The organism is Bifidobacterium callimiconis (genome assembly GCF_003952005.1).
GTDB lineage: Bacteria > Actinomycetota > Actinomycetes > Actinomycetales > Bifidobacteriaceae > Galliscardovia > Galliscardovia callimiconis.
Window position 1 is genome coordinate 158331 of sequence record NZ_QXGJ01000004.1, and the last position, 20163, is coordinate 178493.

Sequence of the window (20163 nt, forward strand, 5' to 3'; positions counted from 1 at the left end):
CCTCCGCTCATATAATCGCAATTAGCATTCAGTGTATCGCCGCGAGCGCGGCGTCGGGAGACAGGAAAGGCGGCATCGATGAAGCCCGTGGTGGCGTTGATGATGCAGTATTCGGAGACCGTGCCGGGAGCGTTCGACATCGACCCCGGGTATCTGCGGCTGCTGGAATTCGCGGGAGCGAACGTGCTGACCGTGGATCCGTCCGAGGACGACGACTATCTGATGGACATGCTCGACCGTGCGGACGGTCTGCTGATTCCCGGCGGCAACGACATCGATCCGGTGCTCTACGGTGGCAGGACACTGCCCGGCATGGATGAGCCGGTGCCGTTGCGCGACCATGCTGAGGCGTTTCTGCTGCGTTCCGCCTACGACCGGCATATGCCGTATCTGGGTGTGTGCCGCGGATTGCAGATGATGTGCGTGCTGGCCGGCGGTAATCTGTACCAGCAGATCGCGGATGACCTGCCGAACGCGCTGGACCATTGGCAGAGGAATCCGTTCAGCGAGCCGTCACACGACGTGCGGATCCTGCCGGGCACTCCCCTGCGTCGGATTCTCGACTGTGACACGATCGACTGCGACGCGATGCCGGTCAACAGTGTGCATCATCAGGCGGTGCATCGTCTCGGCGACGGCGTGGAAGTGCAGGCAAGCGCGCCGGACGGCGTGATCGAGTCCGCGTATCGTCCCGACCGCGATTTCTTCATGGCTGTGCAGTGGCATCCCGAGCAGACGCCGAACGCCGAACCGAGCAGACGTCTGGCCGGTGCGTTCGCGGCCGCATGTCTTGACTACCGGACGGGCTTTGTAGCCTTGCACAAGGTTGTGCGTGGAAGTTGATGCCATAGGACAATGCCAAAACCATGTCCGGAACGTAGCATGGAAGAGGATTTGACTGAATTTGACTGTTACGGAACGGATCGAGGATCGATGAAGGAATACACGGAACCGGGAACGATCGAGGTCAGGGACGACGAAACCCTCTACTCGCTGCTCACCGAACGCATCGAACGTACGGGCGAGGACACGGTGATCGCCAGCCGCAAGACCGGTCCGGGCGCATGGCAGGACATCACCGCCGGCGAATTCCACCGTCTGGTGCGCGCCTGCGCCAAGGGATTCATGGCGTTCGGCATCCGCAAGGGCGACGCGGTGACCCTGTTCTCCTCCACCCGCTACGAGTGGGGCGTGCTCGACTTCGCACTGGCCGCCATCGGCGCGGTGAATGTGCCGATCTACGACACCGATTCCGCAGCCCAGGCCAAGCGCATTCTCAACGACTCCGATGTGCGGATCGCCATCGCCGACGATCAGGAACGATTCGACCGCCTGCAGTCGGTGGTGGATGAATGCCCGAAGCTGGACCATATCCTCATGCTCGATGCGAACGCGCTGGGCGCGCTCGAAGGTCTGGGCGTCACCGTCAGCGACGACGAACTCGACGACCGCATCGACTCGGTGGGGGCCGACGATCTCGCCACGATCGTGTACACGTCCGGTTCCACGGGCGCTCCGAAGGGCGCCGAACTCACGCACCGAAACTTCCTGAGCATCGTGCGCGCCGGATTCGTGTGCATGAAGGAAATGATCTGCGACGGGCATCCGCGACTGCTGCTGTTCCTGCCGCTCGCCCACTGCTTCGCCCGCTACATCCAGTACTGTTCTATCGGATCCGACGACGGCGTGGTCGGCTACCTGCCGGACACGCGCTCGCTGCTGCCCGATCTGCGTAGCTTCAAACCCACGTATCTGCTGGGCGTGCCGCGCGTGTTCGAGAAGGTGTACAACGCGGCATCCCGCAAGGCCGGCATGGGCATGAAGGGTCGGCTGTTCATGAAGGCCGCAGAAGCCGCACGCGACTGGTCGCGCACGCAGCAGGAGGGTCGTCGTCACACGCTGCGTCAGATCTCCGAACATGCGATGTATGAGTCGGCGGTGTACCGTACGGTTCGTGGCGCTCTCGGACCGAACATCAAGTACGTGGCATGCGGCGGCGCGCCGCTGAACCCCGATCTGGCGCACTTCTTCGCCGGCATCGGTCTGCCGATGATCCAGGGCTACGGTATGACCGAGACCGCGGCGCCGTTCACCGTCACCCGCGTGGATGACAATCGCATCGGCACGGTCGGTCGTTGCGCGCCTGGCGCGTCGGTGCGTATTTCCGACGACGGTGAGGTGCAGGTCAAGGGCGCGAACGTGTTCCGTGGCTATCATAATCTTCCCGAAAAGACGGCCGAGACGTTCACCGACGACGGTTGGCTGCGTACCGGTGACCTCGGTTCGCTTGACGACGACGGCACGCTGACGATCACCGGACGTGCGAAGGACATCATCATCACGGCCGGCGGCAAGAACGTCTCCCCCATTCCCATGGAGGCGACGATCAACGAATGCCCGATCGTCGAACATGCCGTGGTGATCGGCGACGGACGCCCGTTCATCGCCGCGCTGATCACCCTCGACCCGGAGGGCTTGGCCGTGTGGCTGCCCGCGCATGGCCTGTCCGCCGACATGTCGTTGGACGACGCCGCCGAGAATCAGACGGTGCGCGACGAGATCCAGGTGTTCGTGGACAAGGCGAACTCGCAGGTGTCGCGTGCCGAGTCGGTGCGCAAGTTCGTGGTGCTGCCGGACCGTTTCACGCAGGACAATGGCTGCCTGACGCCGTCGCTCAAGGTGGTGCGTCCGAAGGTGAATACCGTGTTCGCCGACGTGATCGATAACGAGGTCTACGCCGGCAAGCGGTAAGGCGTGTTGGCGGTAGCACGTCGATCGTCTGTATCAGGCGGTGTGATTGGTTTTCTTGGACGGTCGCGGATATCACGGCAATAGAAACGGCCACAGAACCCGCAGAACACAAGTAGGCCCTCCCACATAACCAGTGCGGGAGGGCCTACTTGTGTTCGTTGCGACGTCACTGATTGCCAAGTGTTTTCCGGCATCACTGACGTCGGAGACCGGCGATCAACGATCAGATGGAGTTGATCTCACGGCGACGTGCGACGAGCAGCGCACCACCGGCTGCGAGGACGACCAGTCCTGCGATCGCCACGCCGGTGATCGCGGCGCCGGTGCGGCTCAGCTGCTCGGACTGGGTCTTCTTGGCCTGCTGCTTGGCCGGGGTCTGGGTCTTCTGAGTCTTCTGCTCCGTAGTGGACGGAGCGGAAGGCTTGGCGGGTTCGGAAGGCTTGGTCTCTGACTTGTTGCCGTCATCGGGCTTCACCGGCTTGGCTTTGTAGGTGTTGGTGACGGTGATCTTGGCGTTGTCGGCGGTCCCGGCGGCGAACTTCTTGTTGTTGTCGCCGGCGATGGCGGCGGTGTAGCCGGCATCCACGGTGGGTTCGGCCACGCTCCACGTGTAGGAGTCGGTGCCGGCGGGCACGATCACGGTCTTGGTCCAGTTGTCGGCCTTGGTGAGTTCGACGTCCTGATAGTCCTTGCCGTCCTTGAGCAGCTTCACGGTGATGCTGTCGGAGGACGGGTCCTTGCCGACCCAGACCTTGGTGATGGTCACCTGGGACACGGGCACGGTGATGGTGCCGGGCTTCAGCGTGACCGGAGTGCCGTGCTGGGGCTTGCCTGCCTGACCGTTGACCTTGGTGACGACGTCGTAGTTCACGGTGGCGGCATCATTGGATGGCAAGGTGGATTCCTTGCCGTTCTTCGCGGCCTGATCGTAGGCGCCCTGCGTGGGCTTGAGCTTTACGGACAGCTGGTATTCCACGGTGTCAAGCTCGGCAGAACCGAGGTTCCAGGTGATGGTCTTGCCGTCGGCCGCGACCTTGGGCTGGGGAGCGTCCGCCCATGCCTTGCCGCCCTTGGTGGCGGTGAAGACAGGCGTACCATCCGCATTGGTCTCGGCGAAGGTCACGTAGTCGGACAGTTTGTCGCTGACCACGACATTGCTGTAGGCGGCGGTGGAGGTGATCTTGTCGTAGATGCTGTCGAAGGCGGCGTTGAGCTTGGCGGTGTTGCTGCCGTCGAAGTAGGTGCCCTGCGGCGTGGTTTCCTCGGCGAGCTTCTTCATGTTCGCGTTGGCCTCGCCGGCGGCGCTCACGGAGTACAGCACGGCATTGCCGCGCTTGTTGGCTTCGGCGAGGGCGGCGGCATAGTTCTGGCCGTTGCGGTCGTCCTGACCGTTGCCGGAGATGCCGTTCCGACCGCCGTTGCGGTAGGTGGGCAGACCATCGGACAGGAACACGATGTACTTGGTGGAATCTCGACCGGTGGGCTTGGCGTTGGCCTTTTCGATGGCGTCATCCCAGTTGGTGCCACCGCGAGTGTTGTCCCAGTAACCCGGCTGGCTGCCGATTGCACCGCTCACCGCGCTGGCGCTGGTGGTCCAATCCGATGCGGCCTGGGCGTAGGTGTCGAACGTCACGACGGACATGCGCACCACGCCGGACTTGGCGTTGTCGGCGGTGAGCAGCTTCTTTGCCAGACCGGTGGCGGCGTTCTTGGCGGTGGTGAAACGATCGCCCTTCATACTGTTGGACTTGTCGACGACGAGCACGATGTCGGTCGGCGCGGTCTTGGTGATGCTGCTCTGCGCGGTCTTGCCGGTGACGCCGAACGTCATCGTGTAGGTGCCGTCATCGTTGCGGGTGACGTTCTTCGAGCTTTCCGGCTGCGGCAGACTGAGATTGTCGTCGGCCACGGCGGTTCCGGCACCGGCCACGGCAAGTGTGCCGAACGTAGCGACCGAAACGACGGCGGCGATTGCCGCCTTGGCGGCTGCACGCAACCCGGTCCTGTTCAGGACTGTCATGATGTATGCTCCCTAGATTCTCCGATTGAGTCCCCGGAATTCGTTATCGGATATTCCGACGGATTCACAGGGATAGTTCAAGAGGTCACGCTAACCAAACGTCCGTTATGTCTGAAGCCCCCGCAACACACCCCGAACCGTAACGGAATACCCACTAAATTTCATCAAAAACATTGCAAATACAAGGATTCTACTATCCCCGTACTGCACCCTGTTTCACCGAACTATCACGAATTGTTTGCCTAGTGATCGATTACCGGATCATCGTCGACTGGCGGATCAGCCCGCCACGCATCCCACAATACGAAATCTGCCCATATAGCAATCCCCCACTCCCCTTAGTGTGATCACACTAAAAAGTATGGGTGTTGGAATTTCAACGTTTTTGAGGGAGCGAGTCTTAGTGTGAACTCACACTAAGGCCTATATGGAGCGACGCGGACGAAGATGTAGGGAAGAAATGAAAAAGAGGGCCGTTTCCGTGTTGGAAGCGGCCCTCTCGGGAAGGAAGGAGAGAAGAAAAGAAAGAGAATAGACTACTGCTTGCGCAGGAACTTCGGACGGATCATGCCTCCTGACGGAGATACCGATCGCACATGATCGTCGAGTTCTTGATGGCATCAGCTGGACGACAAAGGAGTCCCGCCCGACCACTGCCATCGATATTAAGTTGTATCCACCGAACGTAATCGTCCGACGGCGATCGGAATGATGCGTAATCTGCACGAAAGACGCCGATTACACATCACAGCCGATAAAAATTCAATAACGAGTGCGGTATCGCCGCAACGGAGAGCGAAGGCGTACAACAGTACGTCGAACTCGCCGATGCGACGATAACGCTCCGTTATTGAATTTTCACAATATTGCGGTGATGCGTGTGGCATCGGTGCGATGAAAGACGCCGATTACACATCACAGCCGATAAAAATTCAATAACGAGTGCGGTATCGCCGCAACGGAGAGCGAAGGCGTACAACAGTACGTCGAACTCGCCGATGCGACGATAACGCTCCGTTATTGAATTTTTATCAGTGGCGGTTGTTGAGACGGTGGTACATCTCGGACAGCTCCAGCTCCTTCTCGAACTGGCGCGTGGTGGTCTTGTCGTCGATGACGGCGAGTTCGACGCCGGCGATGCGGGCGAAGTCCTCCCAAGCCTCACGACCGACGGAGGTGGTCATGCAGGTGTGGTGGGAGCCGCCGGCGGTGATCCAGCACTGGACGGCGGTCTTCAGGGACGGCTGCGGCTTCCAGACGGCGCGGGCGCAAGGCAGGGCCTTGAGGGAGCCCTGCGGCTCGACGACGTCGACGACGTCCATGAGCAGGCGGAAGCGTTCGCGCTCGTCGGCCATGGAGACGACGACGGCATCCTTCTTGGGGGCGCCGGAGAAGACCAGGCGGACCGGGTCGGCCTTGCCGCCGATACCGAGCGGGTGGATCTCGAGCTTCGGCTTGGCGATGGTGCCGATGGCCGGGGAGACCTCGAGCATGTGGGAGCCCATGTCGAGCTCGTTGCCCTCGGTGAAGTTGTAGGAGTAGTCCTCCATCAGGGAGGCGCCACCCTCAAGGCCGTAGCCCATGACGGCACCGATGCGGACGAGGACGGAGGTCTTCCAATCGCCTTCGGCGGAGAAGCCCCAGCCGTACTCGGACGGGAAGCGCTGCGGGCCAACGCCGGGCAGCTGCGGGAGAGCGCCGAGGTCCTCGAAGTTGTCGACACCGGCGGTGCAGCCGTTCTCGCGCATCATGTTGACCATGGCGGCCTCTTCCTTGGCCGCGATGAACAGGGAGTCGTACTTGGCGTCCAGCAGGGCCGGATCCACGTCGTACTTGGCCTTGTAGTCTTCGATGATCTCCTTGACCTGATCGTCCTTGACGGCGTCGTAGGCGGCGACGAGCTCGTTGACGGCCCAGGTGTTGATGGAAGCGCCGAACACGCGCTCGGCTTCGGTCTTGTCGCCTTCGGTGACGGCGACGTTACGCATGTTGTCGCCCCAGCGCATGACCTTCATGTTGTTGGAGGCGTCCCAGCCGGCGCAGGCGCGAGCCCAGGTGCCGACCTTCTCGGCGACCTCGGGGTCGGTGTAGTGGCCGACGACGATCTTGCGCGGAATGCCGAGGCGGGAGACGATGTAACCGAACTCACGGTCGCCGTGGGCGGCCTGGTTCAGGTTCATGAAGTCCATGTCGATGGTCTCCCACGGGATCTCCTTGTGGTGCTGGGTGGCCAGCTGCAGCAGCGGCTTGGTCAGCACTTCGAGGCCACGGATCCACATCTTGGCCGGGGAGAAGGTGTGGCACCAGGTGATCACACCGATGACGTTCGGGTTGGCGGAGGCCTCGACCATGAATTCCTTCACGCCGTCGGAGGACTTCAGGGTGGGCTTGAGGACGATCTTGGCCGGGATCTTGCCGGTCTTGTTCAGGTAGTCGACCATTTCGCCGGAGTGGATGGCCACCTGACGAAGGGCTTCCTCACCGTAGAGGTCCTGCGAACCGACGCCGAACCAGATTTCCTTGCCCTCGAAGGGGTTCTCCATAACCATAATTGACTCCTTTGTGCTGTGTGCTTTTTGGTTGGAGTTACGTTTTTGAAGGGGTATGTGAACGCTCACATATCGCTACTGATCAGTGTAGCAGTTGCGGGCCGGACGGGCAATCGTGTCGCCCGTCCGAATCCGCGATCATATTGAGTTATCTCGACTATCTCGAAGAGATCACTTGGTCCAGAAGGACTGGATCTCCTCAAGGGTCTTGCCCTTGGTCTCAGGCACCAGGAACTTCACGCCGAGGAAGGCAATGAGATCCATGGCAGCCCAGAAGATGAAGGTGCCGCCGCCCCAGGCGCTGAACATGACCGGGGTGAACTGGGCGACCAGGAAGTTGGCGCCCCACAGGAACACGGTGCACAGACCGGAAGCGCGGCCACGCAGGTAGGTCGGGAAGAGCTCGGAAATCATAACCCAGGTGACCGGGCCCATCGAGAAGGCGAAGGACGCGATGACCAGGCAGGCGAAGATCAGCGTGAGGACACCGGACCAGTTGAGCAGCATGGACAGACCCATGAGGAAGTAGAAGACGCACATGCCGAGAGAACCGGCGAGCATCAGCGGCTTACGACCGAGCTTGTCGATGAGGTACATGCCAACGAAGGTGAAGATCAACTCGACCAGACCGATCAACGTGGAGCACAGGAAGGAAGCGGTATCGCCCTTGAAGATCGGCTTGAAGATGGTCGGAGCGTAGTAGGAGATGGCGTTCTGACCAACGGCCTGGTTGAAGATGGCCAGGAAGATGCCGATGACCATGGCGTGAGCCAGCGGGGCGTGGAACAGATCGGACAGCTTGCCCTTGGCGTTCTCGGCGATGGAGGCGTTGATCTCCTTGACTTCCTGCTGAGCGTTCACGGTACCACCGATGCGCTCGAGCACGGCGAAGCCCTTCTCCTGGTTGCCGGACTGCAGCAGGAAGCGCGGGGACTCAGGAGACACGGCCAGAGCGATGAAGAGGATCAGGGCCGGGAGGGCACCGATGCCCAGCATCCAACGCCAGGCGTGATCGGCGAAGTCGGAGTGGATGCCGCCCATGCCGGCGATCCAGAAGTTGATGAGGTTGGTCAGGAAGATACCAAGAATGGTGAGCAGCTGGTACATCGAGGACAGGGTGCCACGGTACTTGGCCGGAGCGCACTCGGTGATGTACGTGATGGACAGCGAGGAGGCAAGGCCGATACCCAGACCACCGAGGATACGAGCGATGATCATGGAGGTCGGATCGTTCACCATGGCGGACCACAGAGCAGCCACGAAGAAGGCCGCGGCACCGATCATCAGCACCGGACGACGACCGATGCGATCGGAGATGAAGCCGGAGACGCCCACACCGATCACGCCACCGATCATGATGGAGGAAATGATGAGGCCTTCCAAAGCTGCGGGAAGCTTCCACAGCGCGGACAGGTACACAATGGCACCCGAGATGCTCACGGTATCGTAGCCGTAAAGCAGACCAGCCAGACCGGCGCTGACCGCCAGAATGACCACATATTTCATCGAGCCCTGCTTAACAGCGCTCTGAGAAGTCTGAGACATTGTTCTTCCTTGATTTTTGTTTCACCCTTGTGACGGACGTCCTGCACGGGACACCAACGAACCAGAGGACTCCGTCGGCCAATCGATCAGGAACGAACATGTTCGCCCAAGTTCGTTCTGTCTCGGTAGCTGATTGAAATGTTACCGCTCACAAAAAAACATGTCAAGCGAAATGCGCATCGTTCACATCCGTGGTTTACCATGCGTTTTCCACAATTTTCCAAAAACCTGAGAGCGCTCACATAAATCAACCTCAAACGAACATTTTTTATCGAAATAGCGGTTTCAATCTCACATAAATGTAACATCTTGTGTTTTTATGCTCATTAGTGAGTAAGCGATGAAACTAATTACAAATAAGAAAGATCGATAGCGGGCCATAACTTCGGGCGTGTCGCACATTGCGAGTGCGCGGAGGACACGAGCGAATATCGCGAACGCATTGCATGGCGTGAATATAGGGAGAATGGACGTGTGAGAAGAGCCGGCTCTCTGTATTGCTGCACCGCTGCATTGCCACATTGCCGCATTACTGCACTACTGCACTGCCACATCGCCACATCGCTGCATTGCCGCACTACTGCACTACTGCACTACTGCACTACTGCATCGCCGCATTGCCGCATCGCTGCATTACTGCATCGCAGCATTGCCACATTACTGCACTGCTGCATTGCTGCTGCTGGATCGAGGGACCTGTCCCACAGCGCGGTGGCTTATGCTGCTGAGCGTCGTGGCGAACGAAGATGCCGCCGACCTGCTCCTCCCCCGGCGCAGTGGACTACATCCAGCCTCCGCCGCGCCGACTGGATCGTCTGCGACCTGTCCCCTGGCGCGATGGCTTCAGATCATGGGCGTCTATTCCTCTATATATTCCTCATTCCTCTCGAGCTCGTACCTCAAATTCCCTGAATTCCCCAAAAGTTCGGCTGGATCGCTCCGTGCAATGCTGACGGAACCTAGGGCGATGACGGAACGGGACACCCATAGCCGGATCTCCTTCTCTCGGATTACGGCAGTGGACATCGATGCGTTGCCGGCGGCAAATCATGCGAGGCTACGGATTCTCGTGGCCCATCATTCATCTCGGAGGGGCACACGCGTCGCCGGACCAGACGATATCCTCGGCGATATCGTCATCTGGATGAGGCTATCTCCGTTTTGGAGGTCTTTATGACTCTTTGCGGAATGCCATCCATCGATTCGGAGGTCCTTTGCTCGGTAGCCGCGCAGCAGACCGGTGGAATATGCTCGATATCGGGATAGTTTTCCGGGAAAAACTCTTGGAATAGGAGCGCTGGAAAGGATCGCGCATCCCGGCGAGGACCTCCATATCGGGTGATAGCGGCGTACATGGGCCGTCGAAGGATGCACAACTCGTGGATAGACCCCTTGGTTCCCCCTCCCGGGGAGGGGGATGTCACGGCATCGCCGTGACAGAGGGAGGGCGGCCACGACCCTCTCGGCTCGGGATACGAGAGATCGCGGCGGTCCGACGGCATCCGCAACACGGGGAGTCCGCCGGTGGTCGCGATGGAAGGTGGTATCACCTCATCAGTCGGCCTTCGGCCGTCAGCTTCCCCTCGAGGGGAAGCCCGGCTACGCCGGAACCGGCGGTAATACGCGAATGGGGTGCGAACCCTCCCAAGGGAGGATCCACACCCCATTCATTCAGTCACGCGGAACCCCGATCACCGGGGCCCGTCGCACCCGGATACCATGTGCGGCATTGATTCGCCGACCTGACGCCGGTGCGATGCGTGCGTCGTCAAGGCGCACCGAGGGAAGGCGTACGAAGGCACGCCGACCGAGGAGCAACGCCGACGACGCTCCATCACATCAGTGCTGGCCGTAGACGTTCTGGTAGCGGTCGTTGAGCTTGTCGATGTCGGCCTGGTCGATCTCGATGATCTCGCCGAGCTGCTTGGCGGCCCACATGGTGTGTGCCACCTCCTCGGTCATGGCCGCGGCCTTGACCGCGCCCTCAGCGTCCTTGCCGATCGTGAACGGACCATGGTTCTGCATCAGCACGGCCGGGGACTTCGGGTACTTCTTCAGCGTCTCGACGACGCCCTTGCCGATGGCCTCGGAGCCGATCAGACGGAACGGGCCCACCGGCACCGGGCCGCCGAACTCGTCGCCCATCATCGTCAGGCCGCACGGGATGTTCTGGCCCGTGGCAGCCCACGCGGTCGCGTACGTGGAGTGCGTGTGCACCACGCCGTACACGTCCGGCATATTGCGGTAGATGTACGCGTGGGAGGCAGTATCCGAGCTGGGAGCCTCAGTGCCGTCGACCACGTTGCCGTCCAGATCCACCACGACCATCGAGTTCGGGGTCAGGTTCTCGTAGCGCACGCCCGACGGCTTGATCACGAACAGATCGGCGGTGTGCAGACGCTGCGACACGTTGCCGGCCGTCCACACGACCAGGTTCCACTTGATCAGCTGCTGGTGCAGGTTGGACACCACCTCACGCACCTGCTTGACCTCGGCACGAACCTCGGGACCGTAATCAGCCAAAGTAGCCATCTCTCACATTCCTTTCGATTAATTTCAAAAAATCAGTTGCTTTTGCTTGCTATTACTTGCTTTCGAGATCGATGTTGCGCACGGCGCTCTTCTCGATGGCGAGACCGGCCTGGAAGCGGGCGAAGAAGTTCTCGAAGCCTTCCACATCCTTCGGATCCGGGGTCTCGGTGGTGGACTGGGCGTCCTTGAAGACGCGCTGGTCAAGGTAGTCGGCCAGCGGCCACGGAGTGTGCCACAGGTAGTCGGCGAGCACGGCCATACCCCAGGCGCCACCTTCGGCGGCGGTGGACATGACCTTGATCGGGGTGTTGAACGCGGCGGCGAGGATCTTCTGGGCCACCTTCGGGGTGGTGAAGATACCGCCGTGGCCCACGAGGGAGTCGATCTTGACTTCCTCATCCTTGGTCATGACGTCCATGCCGATCTTGACGGGGCTGAAGGCGCTGAACAGCTGGGCGCGCATGAAGTTGGCGAGGTTCATGTGGGCCTCGGGGCTGCGGGCGAACAGCGGACGGCCCTCTTCGAGGCCGGCCAGGAACTCGCCGGAGCGGAACGGGTAGTTGAGCAGACCGCCGGCGTTGGAGTCGGCCTGGTCGCTGATGGCCAGACGGAACAGGGTGCCGTAGAGGGCGCCGGTGTTGACGGGCTGGTCGATGGCCTTGGCGAACTCGCCGAACAGGCCAACCCAGGCGTTGAGGTCGGAGGTGAAGTTGTTGGCGTGGCTCATGCCAGCAAGGTCGCCGGCCGGGGTGGTGACGAGGTCGACTTCGGGGTGCAGGCGGGCGAGCTTCTTCTCGAGCACGACCATGGCGAAGATGGAGGTACCGGCGGAGACGTTACCGGTGCGCACGCGCACGGAGTTGGTGGCGACCATGCCGGTGCCGGCGTCGCCTTCCGGCGGGGCGAGCACGATGCCCGGCTGCAGATCGCCGGACGGGTCGAGCAGCTTGGCGCCTTCGGGGGTCAGCTCACCGGCCGGGGTACCGGCGACGAGCGGTTCGGGCAGCAGGTCCTCGATCTTCCAGGGCTGAGCGGCGACCTCAGGCAGGGCGGAGAACTTGGCGAGCAGGTCCTTCTCCCAGGTGTGGGTCTTCGGATCGATGGGGAACATGCCGGACGCATCGCCCACGCCGATGACCTTCTTGCCGGTGAGCTTCCAGTGCACGTAGCCGGCGAGGGTGGTGAAGTAGGCGACCTTGCCTACGTGCTCTTCCTTGTTGAGCACGGCCTGGTACAGGTGAGCGATGCTCCAGCGCTCCGGGATGTTGTACTGGAACAGATCGGAGAGCTTGAGGTGAGCCTCGTGGGTGTTGGTGTTCTGCCAGGTGCGGAACGGCACGAGCAACTCGCCATTCTTGTCGAAGGCGAGGTAGCCGTGCATCATGGCGGAGAAGCCGATGTGACCGATGCGAGTGAGCTTCACGCCGTAGGCCTGGTTCACATCCCATGCCATGGCGCCATACGCGCTCTGCAGGCCCTTCCAGATCTCCTCCTGGGAGTAGCTCCACAGGCCGTCCTCGAGGTGGCTGGCCCACTGGTAGTCGCCGGAGGCAATGGTCTTGTAGTTGTCGTCGATCAGCACCGCCTTGATGCGGGTGGAACCGAACTCGATGCCCAGCGAGGTCTTGCCGGCCCGAATCTTTTCTACGATCGTGGAGATGTCGGTCTCGGATACATCGCTCATTCGTGTACTCCTTATGGTCGATCTTGGTGACGGTTCACGCCGTCGATGGTTACCAACGCCGTCGTTGCGCCGTAAAGCTGCGCAGGGTCCGAACGGGTCCGTGGCCCTGGGTATGTGGCCCTCTGCATGTGAACGCTCACATAACTGGTTTCAGTGTAGCGCGACGCCTACCCGCCACGCAAGCTGAGCGAGAGGAAATTTAGGAGATTTTTTCCCGTGTTCCGCAGGGGCGTCGCAAAGCCCCGACGAGGACCCTAGCGAGGAGCCCACGCCGCGGTTCAGCGCCCAATGTGCGGTTCACGTCCGGTTTCCGAGCGCTTTTGGGAGAAGATGTCGCATCGACGCCCTGGTCTCGATGCCAAGCGGTTCACAAATCGAAGATACCGAAATCAGAACGTTGAAAAATGGCCGCTCGCTTTTCGGTATCTTCGAGTTGTGCGACGCCACCCGAGAAGACTCCCCCACTTCCATCCCGGAAAACGAACATTCACCCTCGAAAGTCCCGGAAATTCCCACCGGAACACACCGGGCTCCAACACACCAGGCCCCAAGACCGCTGACAAGGAGCCCCGAACACGCATGACGGCGACGTGCGGCAATGACGACAAAGGCCGGCACGCATTGCGCGCACCGGCCACCATTGCACCCCGGAATCCTACAATCCGTATGTTCCGTACAATCCGTATGTTCCGGAACCGTATGAGCTACGAGGAATTCGCTCAGCGAGCTGCGGGAGCCGCGGTGGATTCACGCACCACCAGCGGCGCCCCGATCACACCGACGCCATGGCGCAGCGGCAGCTCCACGGGATCACCACCACCCATCAGCGAGAACACGGTGCTCATGGCGGCCACGCCCAGGTTCGAGAAGTCCGGGGAGATGGTGGTCAGCGGAGGGATGGCGTTGTCCACGCCGGGCATGTCGTCGAAGCCCACCAGGCTCACGTCGCGCGGCACGTAGAAGCCACGGTCGTAGAGCGCGCGGCGCACACCGAGCGCCTGCATGTCGTTGGCGGCCACGATGGCGGTGGGCATGTCGGCCTTGGGATCGGCGAGCGCGTCGAGGTATGCGCCCATGCGCTGGTAGGCGTCCTCGCCGGACCAGCTGCCCACTTCGATCACGTCGGATTTGATGCCGGCGGCCGCGGATTCATGCTCCCATGCGGCGCGTCGGGTTGCGGCATCTCGCCAGTCTCCCGGGCCGGCGAGGTACAGCGCGCCGGTATGCCCGAGGGAGGCCAGGTGCTTGGCGATGGTGCGCATGGCACCCCACTGGTCGATGCCGAGGCATGCGATGTTGGGGTCCTTGGCGATCACGGATTCGATGTCAGTTCCGCCGTGCGACGAGGTGAGCAGCACGCGCGGCACCTTGATGCGGGCGCCGAGTGCGGCCTGCACCATGGGCTCGGTGGGGGCCACGAACACGAACGCTTCCACGCCCTGTTCGAGGCACGCGTTGGCCACCTGTTCGAAGGCCTCCTGCGTGTACTCGTGGTCGTTGAGGATGGAGATGGACACGTACAGGTCGTGCTTGCGGGCCATGCCTTCGATGGAGGAGATGGTGGCGAGCGGTCCGAAGTAGCTGACGCCGCCGGCGATCAGCGCGATGGTCTTGGTACGCTGCGTGGCGAGCGCTCGTGCGGCGCTGGACGGCCGGTACCCCATACGATCGATGGCCGCCTGGACCTTGGCTCGGGTGGCGGGAGACACGTTCGGGGAATGATTGATCACACGGGACACCGTCTGATGGGACACTCCGGCCGCCTTGGCGACCTCAAAGATGGAAACGCGCTTTCCTGCCATGCTTACAACACCTCACTATCACGACAGCAAACAGTCAATGGCTGCTTCGGCGCACAAGCACGAAGCACCCAGAATGGTCGGTCTATATGGGACACCATGCGAATACACGTGAACAGTGAGCGTTCACAGCCTTTTCAACATAGTACCTGACGTCTGCCCGTTCCGTGTTATCGGCCCGCCATGCCGCCTCTTATGCACCCTATGCCCCCGCGCGCCGCGTGGTGGTGTTTCCCGCGGCGCGCGGCCAATGCCCGTGGCCTCATTCGGAGGCTGTGTCTGAGAAAACCTCGCTCAGAAGTCCCAGTCCTCGTCGTCGGTGTCCTCGGCCTTGCCCATCACGTATGACGAGCCGGAGCCGGAGAAGAAGTCGTGGTTTTCGTCGGCGTTGGGCGAGAGCGATGCGATGATCGCCGGGTTCACGTCGCACGCCTCGGCGGGGAACAGCGCCGGATAGCCGAGGTTCATGAGTGCCTTGTTGCCGTTGTAGCGCAGGAATTTTTCCACGTCGTCGACGAGTCCGACGCCGGCGTACAGGGATTCGGTGTAGCCCACTTCGTTGTCGTACAGCTCGTTGAGCAGTTCGTACGTGTATTCGCGCAGTTCCTCGCGTTTGGCTTCACTCACGCGTTCGAGTCCGCGCTGGTATTTGTAGCCGATGTAGTAGCCGTGCACGGCTTCGTCGCGGATGATGAGGCGGATCACGTCGGCGGTGTTGGTGAGTTTGGCGTGACTGGAGAAGTACATCGGCAGGTAGAAGCCGGAGTAGAAGAGGAATGATTCGAGCAGGGTGGAGGCCACCTTGCGCTTGAGGGGGCTGTCGCCTTCGTAGTAGTCGAGCACGATCTGCGCTTTCTTTTGCAGGTACTCGTTGTTCTCGCTCCATGCGAACGCGGCGTCGATCTGTTCGCTCGAGCAGAGTGTGGAGAAGATGCTGGAGTAGGACTTGGCGTGTACGGATTCCATGAACGCGATGTTGGTGTACACGGCTTCCTCGTGCGGGGTGAGCGCGTCGGGGATGAGGGAGACGGCGCCCACGGTGCCTTGGATGGTGTCGAGCAGCGTCAGGCCGGTGAATACGCGCATGGTGAGCGTGTGTTCCTCGTCGCTCATGGACTGCCAGCTGGGGATGTCGTTGGAGACAGGGACTTTTTCGGGCAGCCAGAAGTTGCCGGTGAGTCGGTCCCATACCTCGAGGTCTTTGTCGTCTTCGAGTCGGTTCCAGTTGATCGCGCTGACACGGTCGATGAGTTTGAGCGGTTTGCGTGGCACGGAGATCGGCGCCATGTCAGTCCTCCTTGGTGTCTGTGGAAACGGTACGGTCGGCGAATTCCTCGGGCGCAGTGATGCGCAGGATCGCCCGGTAGATCATGGGTGACATGTGAACTCCTTTGTGTGATGTGTGACTGATTGGACAACGAACAAGGCGTGACTTCGACGAGTGCGAGCGGATCCCTCCCTCAGTCGCGCTGCCGCGCGCCAGCTCCCTCCCAAGGAGGGAGCACTCCGGATTCCGACTTTCTCCCGAAATCCCAAGCCCCACTCCCCCATCCCCCCGGCCGAAGGCCCTCAAGCCCAGCTCCCAACTCCCGGCCGAAGGACCTCAAGCTCCCGCAACCCCCAAACCGAAGGATCCCAAGCTCCCGTGACTCCCGGACCGAAGGACCCCAAGCTCCCGTGACTCCCGGACCGAAGGACCCCAAATCCAGCCTCCAGCTCCCAAGCTCGACGCCCCCAACTCCCCGACCGAAGGAGCCCCGGCTATCCGGACCGAAGGACCTCAACTCCCAGGATTCTGAACCTGAGACCATCCTGCACCCTCTGACGCGCGCGGCGTCAAGGCGCACCAGACGAAGGCGTACGAAGGTACGTCGAGTCTGGAGCAACGCCGACGACGCGCCGTCAGAGGGTGCAGGAGACGCAACCGGAGACTTCGGTGCCGGAAAGCGCCCTCTGCCGTATGCGGATGTAGTAGAGCGTCTTGATGCCTTTGCGCCAGGCGTAGATCTGGGCCTTGTTGACGTCGCGGGTGGTGGCGGTGTCGGGGAAGAAGAGGGTGAGGGAAAGGCCTTGATCCACGTGGGGGGTGGCGGCGGCGTAGGTGTCGATGATGGCCTTCCAGCCGGTGTCGTAGGCGTCGCGGAACAACGGCAGGTTGTCGTTGGTCATGTATGGCGCGGGGGAGTAGACGCGGCCGAGTTTGCCTTCTTTGCGGATTTCGATTGGGGAGACGATGGGGTGGATGGATGAGGTGCTGTGGTTGATGTAGGAGATGGATCCGGTGGGTGGGACGGCTTGGAGGTTTTGGTTGTAGATGCCGTCGGCGAGGATGGCGTCGCGTAGTGCGGCCCAGTCGCTGGCGGTCGGTACGGCAATGTTGTAGTGGTCGAATAGCGCGCGCACGCGGTCGGTCTTCGGCCCGGGGACGTAGTGTCCGTCGGCGTATTCGCCTTGTCCGGTGTACTTGTCGAAGTAGTTGCCCTGGCCTGCCGGCTTGGCGTAGGCGGATCGTTCGAATCCGACGAATGCGCGGCCGCGTTCCACGGCGAGCGCGTGGGAGGCTCGGTAGGCGTGGTAGGCGACGGTCATGAAGTAGACGTCGGTGAAGTCGAGGGCTTCGTCGCTGCCGTATGTGATGCCTTCGCGGGCGAGGAAGCCGTGGAGGTTCATTTGGCCGAGGCCGATGGCGTGGCCTTCTTCGTTGGCGCGGCGGATGGAGGGGACGGAGTCGATGCTGGTGTGTTCGGCGACGGCGGTGAGGGCGCGCACGGCGGTTTCCACGGTGGAGACGAGGCCGCCATCCATGGCTTTGGCGATGTTGAGCGAGCCAAGGTTGCAGGAGATGTCGCGGCCGACGTGGGCGTAGCTGAGGTCGTCGTTGTAGGTGCTCGGCTCCTGTACCTGCAGGATTTCGGAGCACAGGTTCGACATGGTGACGCGACCGTCGATCGGGTTGGCGCGATTGACGGTGTCTTCGAACACGATGTACGGGTAGCCGGATTCGAATTGGAGTTCGGCGAGGGTGGTGAAGAACTTTCTGGTGTCGATGTAGGTCTTGCGAATGCGGTCGTCGGCCACGAGCCTGTCGTAGTTTTCGCTGATCGGCACGTCGGCGAACGGCTTGCCGGTGACGCGTTCTACGTCGTAGGGGCTGAACAGCGCCATTTTTTCCTTGCGCTTGGCGAGTTCGAACGTGATGTCTGGCACGACGACGCCCAGGGCGAGGGATTTGATGCGGATCTTTTCGTCGGCGTTTTCGCGCTTGGTGTCGAGGAAGCGCAGGATGTCGGGGTGGTGGGCGCTCAGGTATACCGCGCCTGCGCCTTGCCTGGCGCCGAGCTGGTTGGCGTAGGAGAAGCTGTCTTCGAGGAGCTTCATGACGGGCACGACGCCGCTGGACTGGTTTTCGATGTGTTTGATCGGTGCGCCGAGTTCGCGCAGGTTGCTGAGCAGCAGGGCTACGCCGCCGCCGCGCTTGCTGAGCTGCAGGGCGGCGTTGATGCCGCGGGAGATCGATTCCATGTTGTCTTCGATGCGTACGAGGAAGCAGCTGACGGGTTCGCCGCGCTGCGCCTTGCCGAGGTTGAGGAATGTGGGCGTGGCCGGTTGGAAGCGTCCGGAGAGCATGTCGTCGAGGTATGAGGTCGCCACGTTCTCGTCGCCGGCGGCGAGGCTCAATGCCACGGCGGCGCAACGCTGTGGGAAGTCTTCGAGGTATTCCTTGCCGTCGAACGATTTCAGGGCGTAGGAGCGGAAGAACTTGAACGCGCCGAGGAACGTTTCGAACTCGTATCCGGCGGCGGCCGCGCGATCGTAGAACGCGTCGAGGAATTCGGGCGTGTAGCGGTCGAACACGTCGGCGTCGTAGTAGTCGTTGGTGATGAGGTATTCGAGGCGCTCGCGCGTGGAGGTGAAGCGGCGTGTGTGCGGTTCGATCTCCGTGGTCACGTATGCGCGTTCGGCTTCCTTGTCTTTGCTGAACTGGATGCGGCCGTCGGCGTCGTAGAGGTTGAGCTGCGCGTTGAGCGCATGGTAGTCGGCTGAGGGATCGTAGGTGGTCATGGTTTGCGGTCCTTGTTGCGGTTGCGGTCTTGTGATCGCGGGGTTTACGGGTTGATGCCGGCGAAGAATCGGGCGAGTCCGCTGCGGGTCTTGTCTACGTCTTCGGACGTGCCCATGAGTTCGAAGGTGAACAGCAGTGGCACCTGGCATTTGGCGGATACGATGCGTCCGGCGGCAGCGTACGCTTCGCCGAAGTTGGTGTTGCCGGAGGCGATGACGCCGCGGATCCAGCTGCGGTTGTCGGGATCGTTGAGGAATCGTTTGACTTGGATCGGCACGGCTTTGCGCACGTCTCCCCCGCCGTAGGTGGGCACGATCAGTACGTATGGTTCGCGTACGGCGAGCGCGGGCTCGTTGGCGCGCAATGGGATGCGGTAGGTGTTGATGCCGATGTCGTCGAGTCGGCAGTTTTCCACGAATCGTTGCGTATTGCCGGATGCGGATGAGAAGTAGACGACCGCTCCGTTGGGGTCCGGCGTGTCGGTAGGTTCGGCTGCGCCGGCGATGTCAGCGGCATCGGCCGCGACGCTCATGCGTGGACCGCCGTCTGCTTGGCGTAGGCGCGGATCAGGTCCGGCCGGTATCCGCTCCACGAGTCGACGGGGGTGATCACGACGGGCGCCTGACGGAAGCCGGCCTCGTGCAGCTGCTCGAGTGTGGATGGGTTCTTGCTCAGGTCCACGGTTTCGTACGGCAGGCCGAGCTTGTCGAACTGGCGCTTGGTGGCGTCGCACTGTGGGCAATGCGGTTTGGTGAATACCGTGATGGGCATGGGATCCTCCGTCGTTCTGGCCTGCGTTTCGTTGTTGCGTTCCCCAAGACTACATCACCATCAGACCACGTAAACCACTACATCTAGTCACCAAATCAGCGTGTCGCCACTAGATATAGATCCTATAAATCGCGACGGCACTAGGCGGCACGGACCGTCGAACCGTTCCGACGGCGTTCACCGACAAAGAAATCGTGACACATCCCACAACGAGGCATAGCTCACACTCGGAAGAAAACAGTGCGTGGGTCGGGGACTTTTCTGCGATGCACCTCATCCGTCAGCCTTCGGCTGCCACCTTCCCCTCGAGGGGAAGGCAGGTTTTCCCTAATAGCTTCATAAGACGATATGCCGCCTTCCCCTTGAGGGGAAGGTGTCGGCGCAGCCGACGGATGAGGTGACTCGCTCCGGCAAGCACCGGACACAGCCGTCCTCAGACCGATCCATGC

The 20163-nt window shown here is 61.4% G+C and carries 12 protein-coding genes; 2 read left to right on the top strand and 10 right to left on the bottom strand.

Annotated elements, in window-relative coordinates:
• The first annotated feature begins 78 nt into the window (after positions 1 to 78).
• Together D2E23_RS05315 and D2E23_RS05320 are read left to right on the top strand one after the other, a co-directional pair.
• Entirely contained in the window at positions 79 to 843 is a 765-nt protein-coding gene (locus tag D2E23_RS05315) for a gamma-glutamyl-gamma-aminobutyrate hydrolase family protein (RefSeq protein ID WP_126029944.1), read from the top strand.
• A gap of 90 nt (positions 844 to 933) precedes the next feature.
• Complete coding sequence (locus D2E23_RS05320) at positions 934 to 2751, top strand: AMP-dependent synthetase/ligase (RefSeq protein ID WP_164520693.1); 1818 nt, start codon at positions 934 to 936, stop codon at positions 2749 to 2751.
• Positions 2752 to 2974: 223 nt separating this feature from the next.
• Here D2E23_RS05320 and D2E23_RS05325 read toward each other — a convergent pair whose 3' ends face one another.
• The 10 genes from D2E23_RS05325 to D2E23_RS05375 form a co-directional block, all read right to left on the bottom strand.
• Positions 2975 to 4771 carry a VWA domain-containing protein gene (locus D2E23_RS05325; RefSeq protein WP_126029946.1) on the bottom strand — a complete coding sequence of 599 codons (1797 nt, stop codon included), beginning with the start codon at positions 4769 to 4771 and terminating at the stop codon, positions 2975 to 2977.
• A gap of 1031 nt (positions 4772 to 5802) precedes the next feature.
• Positions 5803 to 7320, bottom strand: coding sequence for an L-arabinose isomerase (araA, locus tag D2E23_RS05330; protein WP_126029947.1), 1518 nt, complete (start codon positions 7318 to 7320; stop codon positions 5803 to 5805).
• 171 nt (positions 7321 to 7491) lie between these two features.
• Positions 7492 to 8865 carry a sugar porter family MFS transporter gene (locus tag D2E23_RS05335; RefSeq protein WP_126029948.1) on the bottom strand — a complete coding sequence of 458 codons (1374 nt, stop codon included), beginning with the start codon at positions 8863 to 8865 and terminating at the stop codon, positions 7492 to 7494.
• Between the two features lie 1839 nt (positions 8866 to 10704).
• Positions 10705 to 11397 (bottom strand): L-ribulose-5-phosphate 4-epimerase, encoded by a 693-nt coding sequence (locus D2E23_RS05345; protein WP_126029949.1) that lies wholly within the window; start codon positions 11395 to 11397, stop codon positions 10705 to 10707.
• Positions 11398 to 11449: 52 nt separating this feature from the next.
• On the bottom strand, positions 11450 to 13081 hold the full coding sequence (locus tag D2E23_RS05350; protein ID WP_126029950.1) for a xylulokinase: 1632 nt from the start codon (positions 13079 to 13081) through the stop codon (positions 11450 to 11452).
• Positions 13082 to 13800: 719 nt separating this feature from the next.
• Positions 13801 to 14883, bottom strand: a complete 1083-nt coding sequence (locus D2E23_RS05355; RefSeq protein WP_126029951.1) for a LacI family DNA-binding transcriptional regulator — start codon at positions 14881 to 14883, stop codon at positions 13801 to 13803.
• A gap of 291 nt (positions 14884 to 15174) precedes the next feature.
• A complete protein-coding gene (gene nrdF / locus D2E23_RS05360) occupies positions 15175 to 16167 on the bottom strand; it encodes a class 1b ribonucleoside-diphosphate reductase subunit beta (protein WP_126029952.1) in 993 nt (330 codons plus the stop codon).
• 615 nt (positions 16168 to 16782) lie between these two features.
• The gene (nrdE, locus tag D2E23_RS05365) at positions 16783 to 18942 is read right to left on the bottom strand and encodes a class 1b ribonucleoside-diphosphate reductase subunit alpha (RefSeq protein WP_126029953.1); all 2160 of its coding nucleotides are present in this window, start codon (positions 18940 to 18942) and stop codon (positions 16783 to 16785) included.
• 44 nt (positions 18943 to 18986) lie between these two features.
• Positions 18987 to 19475 (bottom strand): class Ib ribonucleoside-diphosphate reductase assembly flavoprotein NrdI, encoded by a 489-nt coding sequence (gene nrdI / locus D2E23_RS05370; protein WP_126029954.1) that lies wholly within the window; start codon positions 19473 to 19475, stop codon positions 18987 to 18989.
• Positions 19472 to 19714 (bottom strand): glutaredoxin family protein, encoded by a 243-nt coding sequence (locus tag D2E23_RS05375; RefSeq protein ID WP_126029955.1) that lies wholly within the window; start codon positions 19712 to 19714, stop codon positions 19472 to 19474. Before D2E23_RS05375 ends, nrdI begins: the two co-directional genes overlap by 4 nt.
• Positions 19715 to 20163 lie beyond the last annotated feature (449 nt).

Excerpts from the sequence above, each read along its gene's own strand:
- D2E23_RS05315 (WP_126029944.1), top strand. The coding sequence starts at position 79 with ATGAAGCCCGTGGTGGCGTTGATGATGCAGTATTCGGAGACCGTGCCG.
- nrdF (WP_126029952.1), bottom strand. The coding sequence starts at position 16,167 with ATGGCGCCGATCTCCGTGCCACGCAAACCGCTCAAACTCATCGACCGT.
- D2E23_RS05325 (WP_126029946.1), bottom strand. The coding sequence starts at position 4,771 with ATGACAGTCCTGAACAGGACCGGGTTGCGTGCAGCCGCCAAGGCGGCA.
- D2E23_RS05320 (WP_164520693.1), top strand. The coding sequence starts at position 934 with ATGAAGGAATACACGGAACCGGGAACGATCGAGGTCAGGGACGACGAA.
- nrdE (WP_126029953.1), bottom strand. The coding sequence starts at position 18,942 with ATGACCACCTACGATCCCTCAGCCGACTACCATGCGCTCAACGCGCAG.
- D2E23_RS05375 (WP_126029955.1), bottom strand. The coding sequence starts at position 19,714 with ATGCCCATCACGGTATTCACCAAACCGCATTGCCCACAGTGCGACGCC.
- D2E23_RS05345 (WP_126029949.1), bottom strand. The coding sequence starts at position 11,397 with ATGGCTACTTTGGCTGATTACGGTCCCGAGGTTCGTGCCGAGGTCAAG.
- D2E23_RS05335 (WP_126029948.1), bottom strand. The coding sequence starts at position 8,865 with ATGTCTCAGACTTCTCAGAGCGCTGTTAAGCAGGGCTCGATGAAATAT.
- D2E23_RS05350 (WP_126029950.1), bottom strand. The coding sequence starts at position 13,081 with ATGAGCGATGTATCCGAGACCGACATCTCCACGATCGTAGAAAAGATT.
- nrdI (WP_126029954.1), bottom strand. The coding sequence starts at position 19,475 with ATGAGCGTCGCGGCCGATGCCGCTGACATCGCCGGCGCAGCCGAACCT.
- D2E23_RS05355 (WP_126029951.1), bottom strand. The coding sequence starts at position 14,883 with ATGGCAGGAAAGCGCGTTTCCATCTTTGAGGTCGCCAAGGCGGCCGGA.
- araA (WP_126029947.1), bottom strand. The coding sequence starts at position 7,320 with ATGGTTATGGAGAACCCCTTCGAGGGCAAGGAAATCTGGTTCGGCGTC.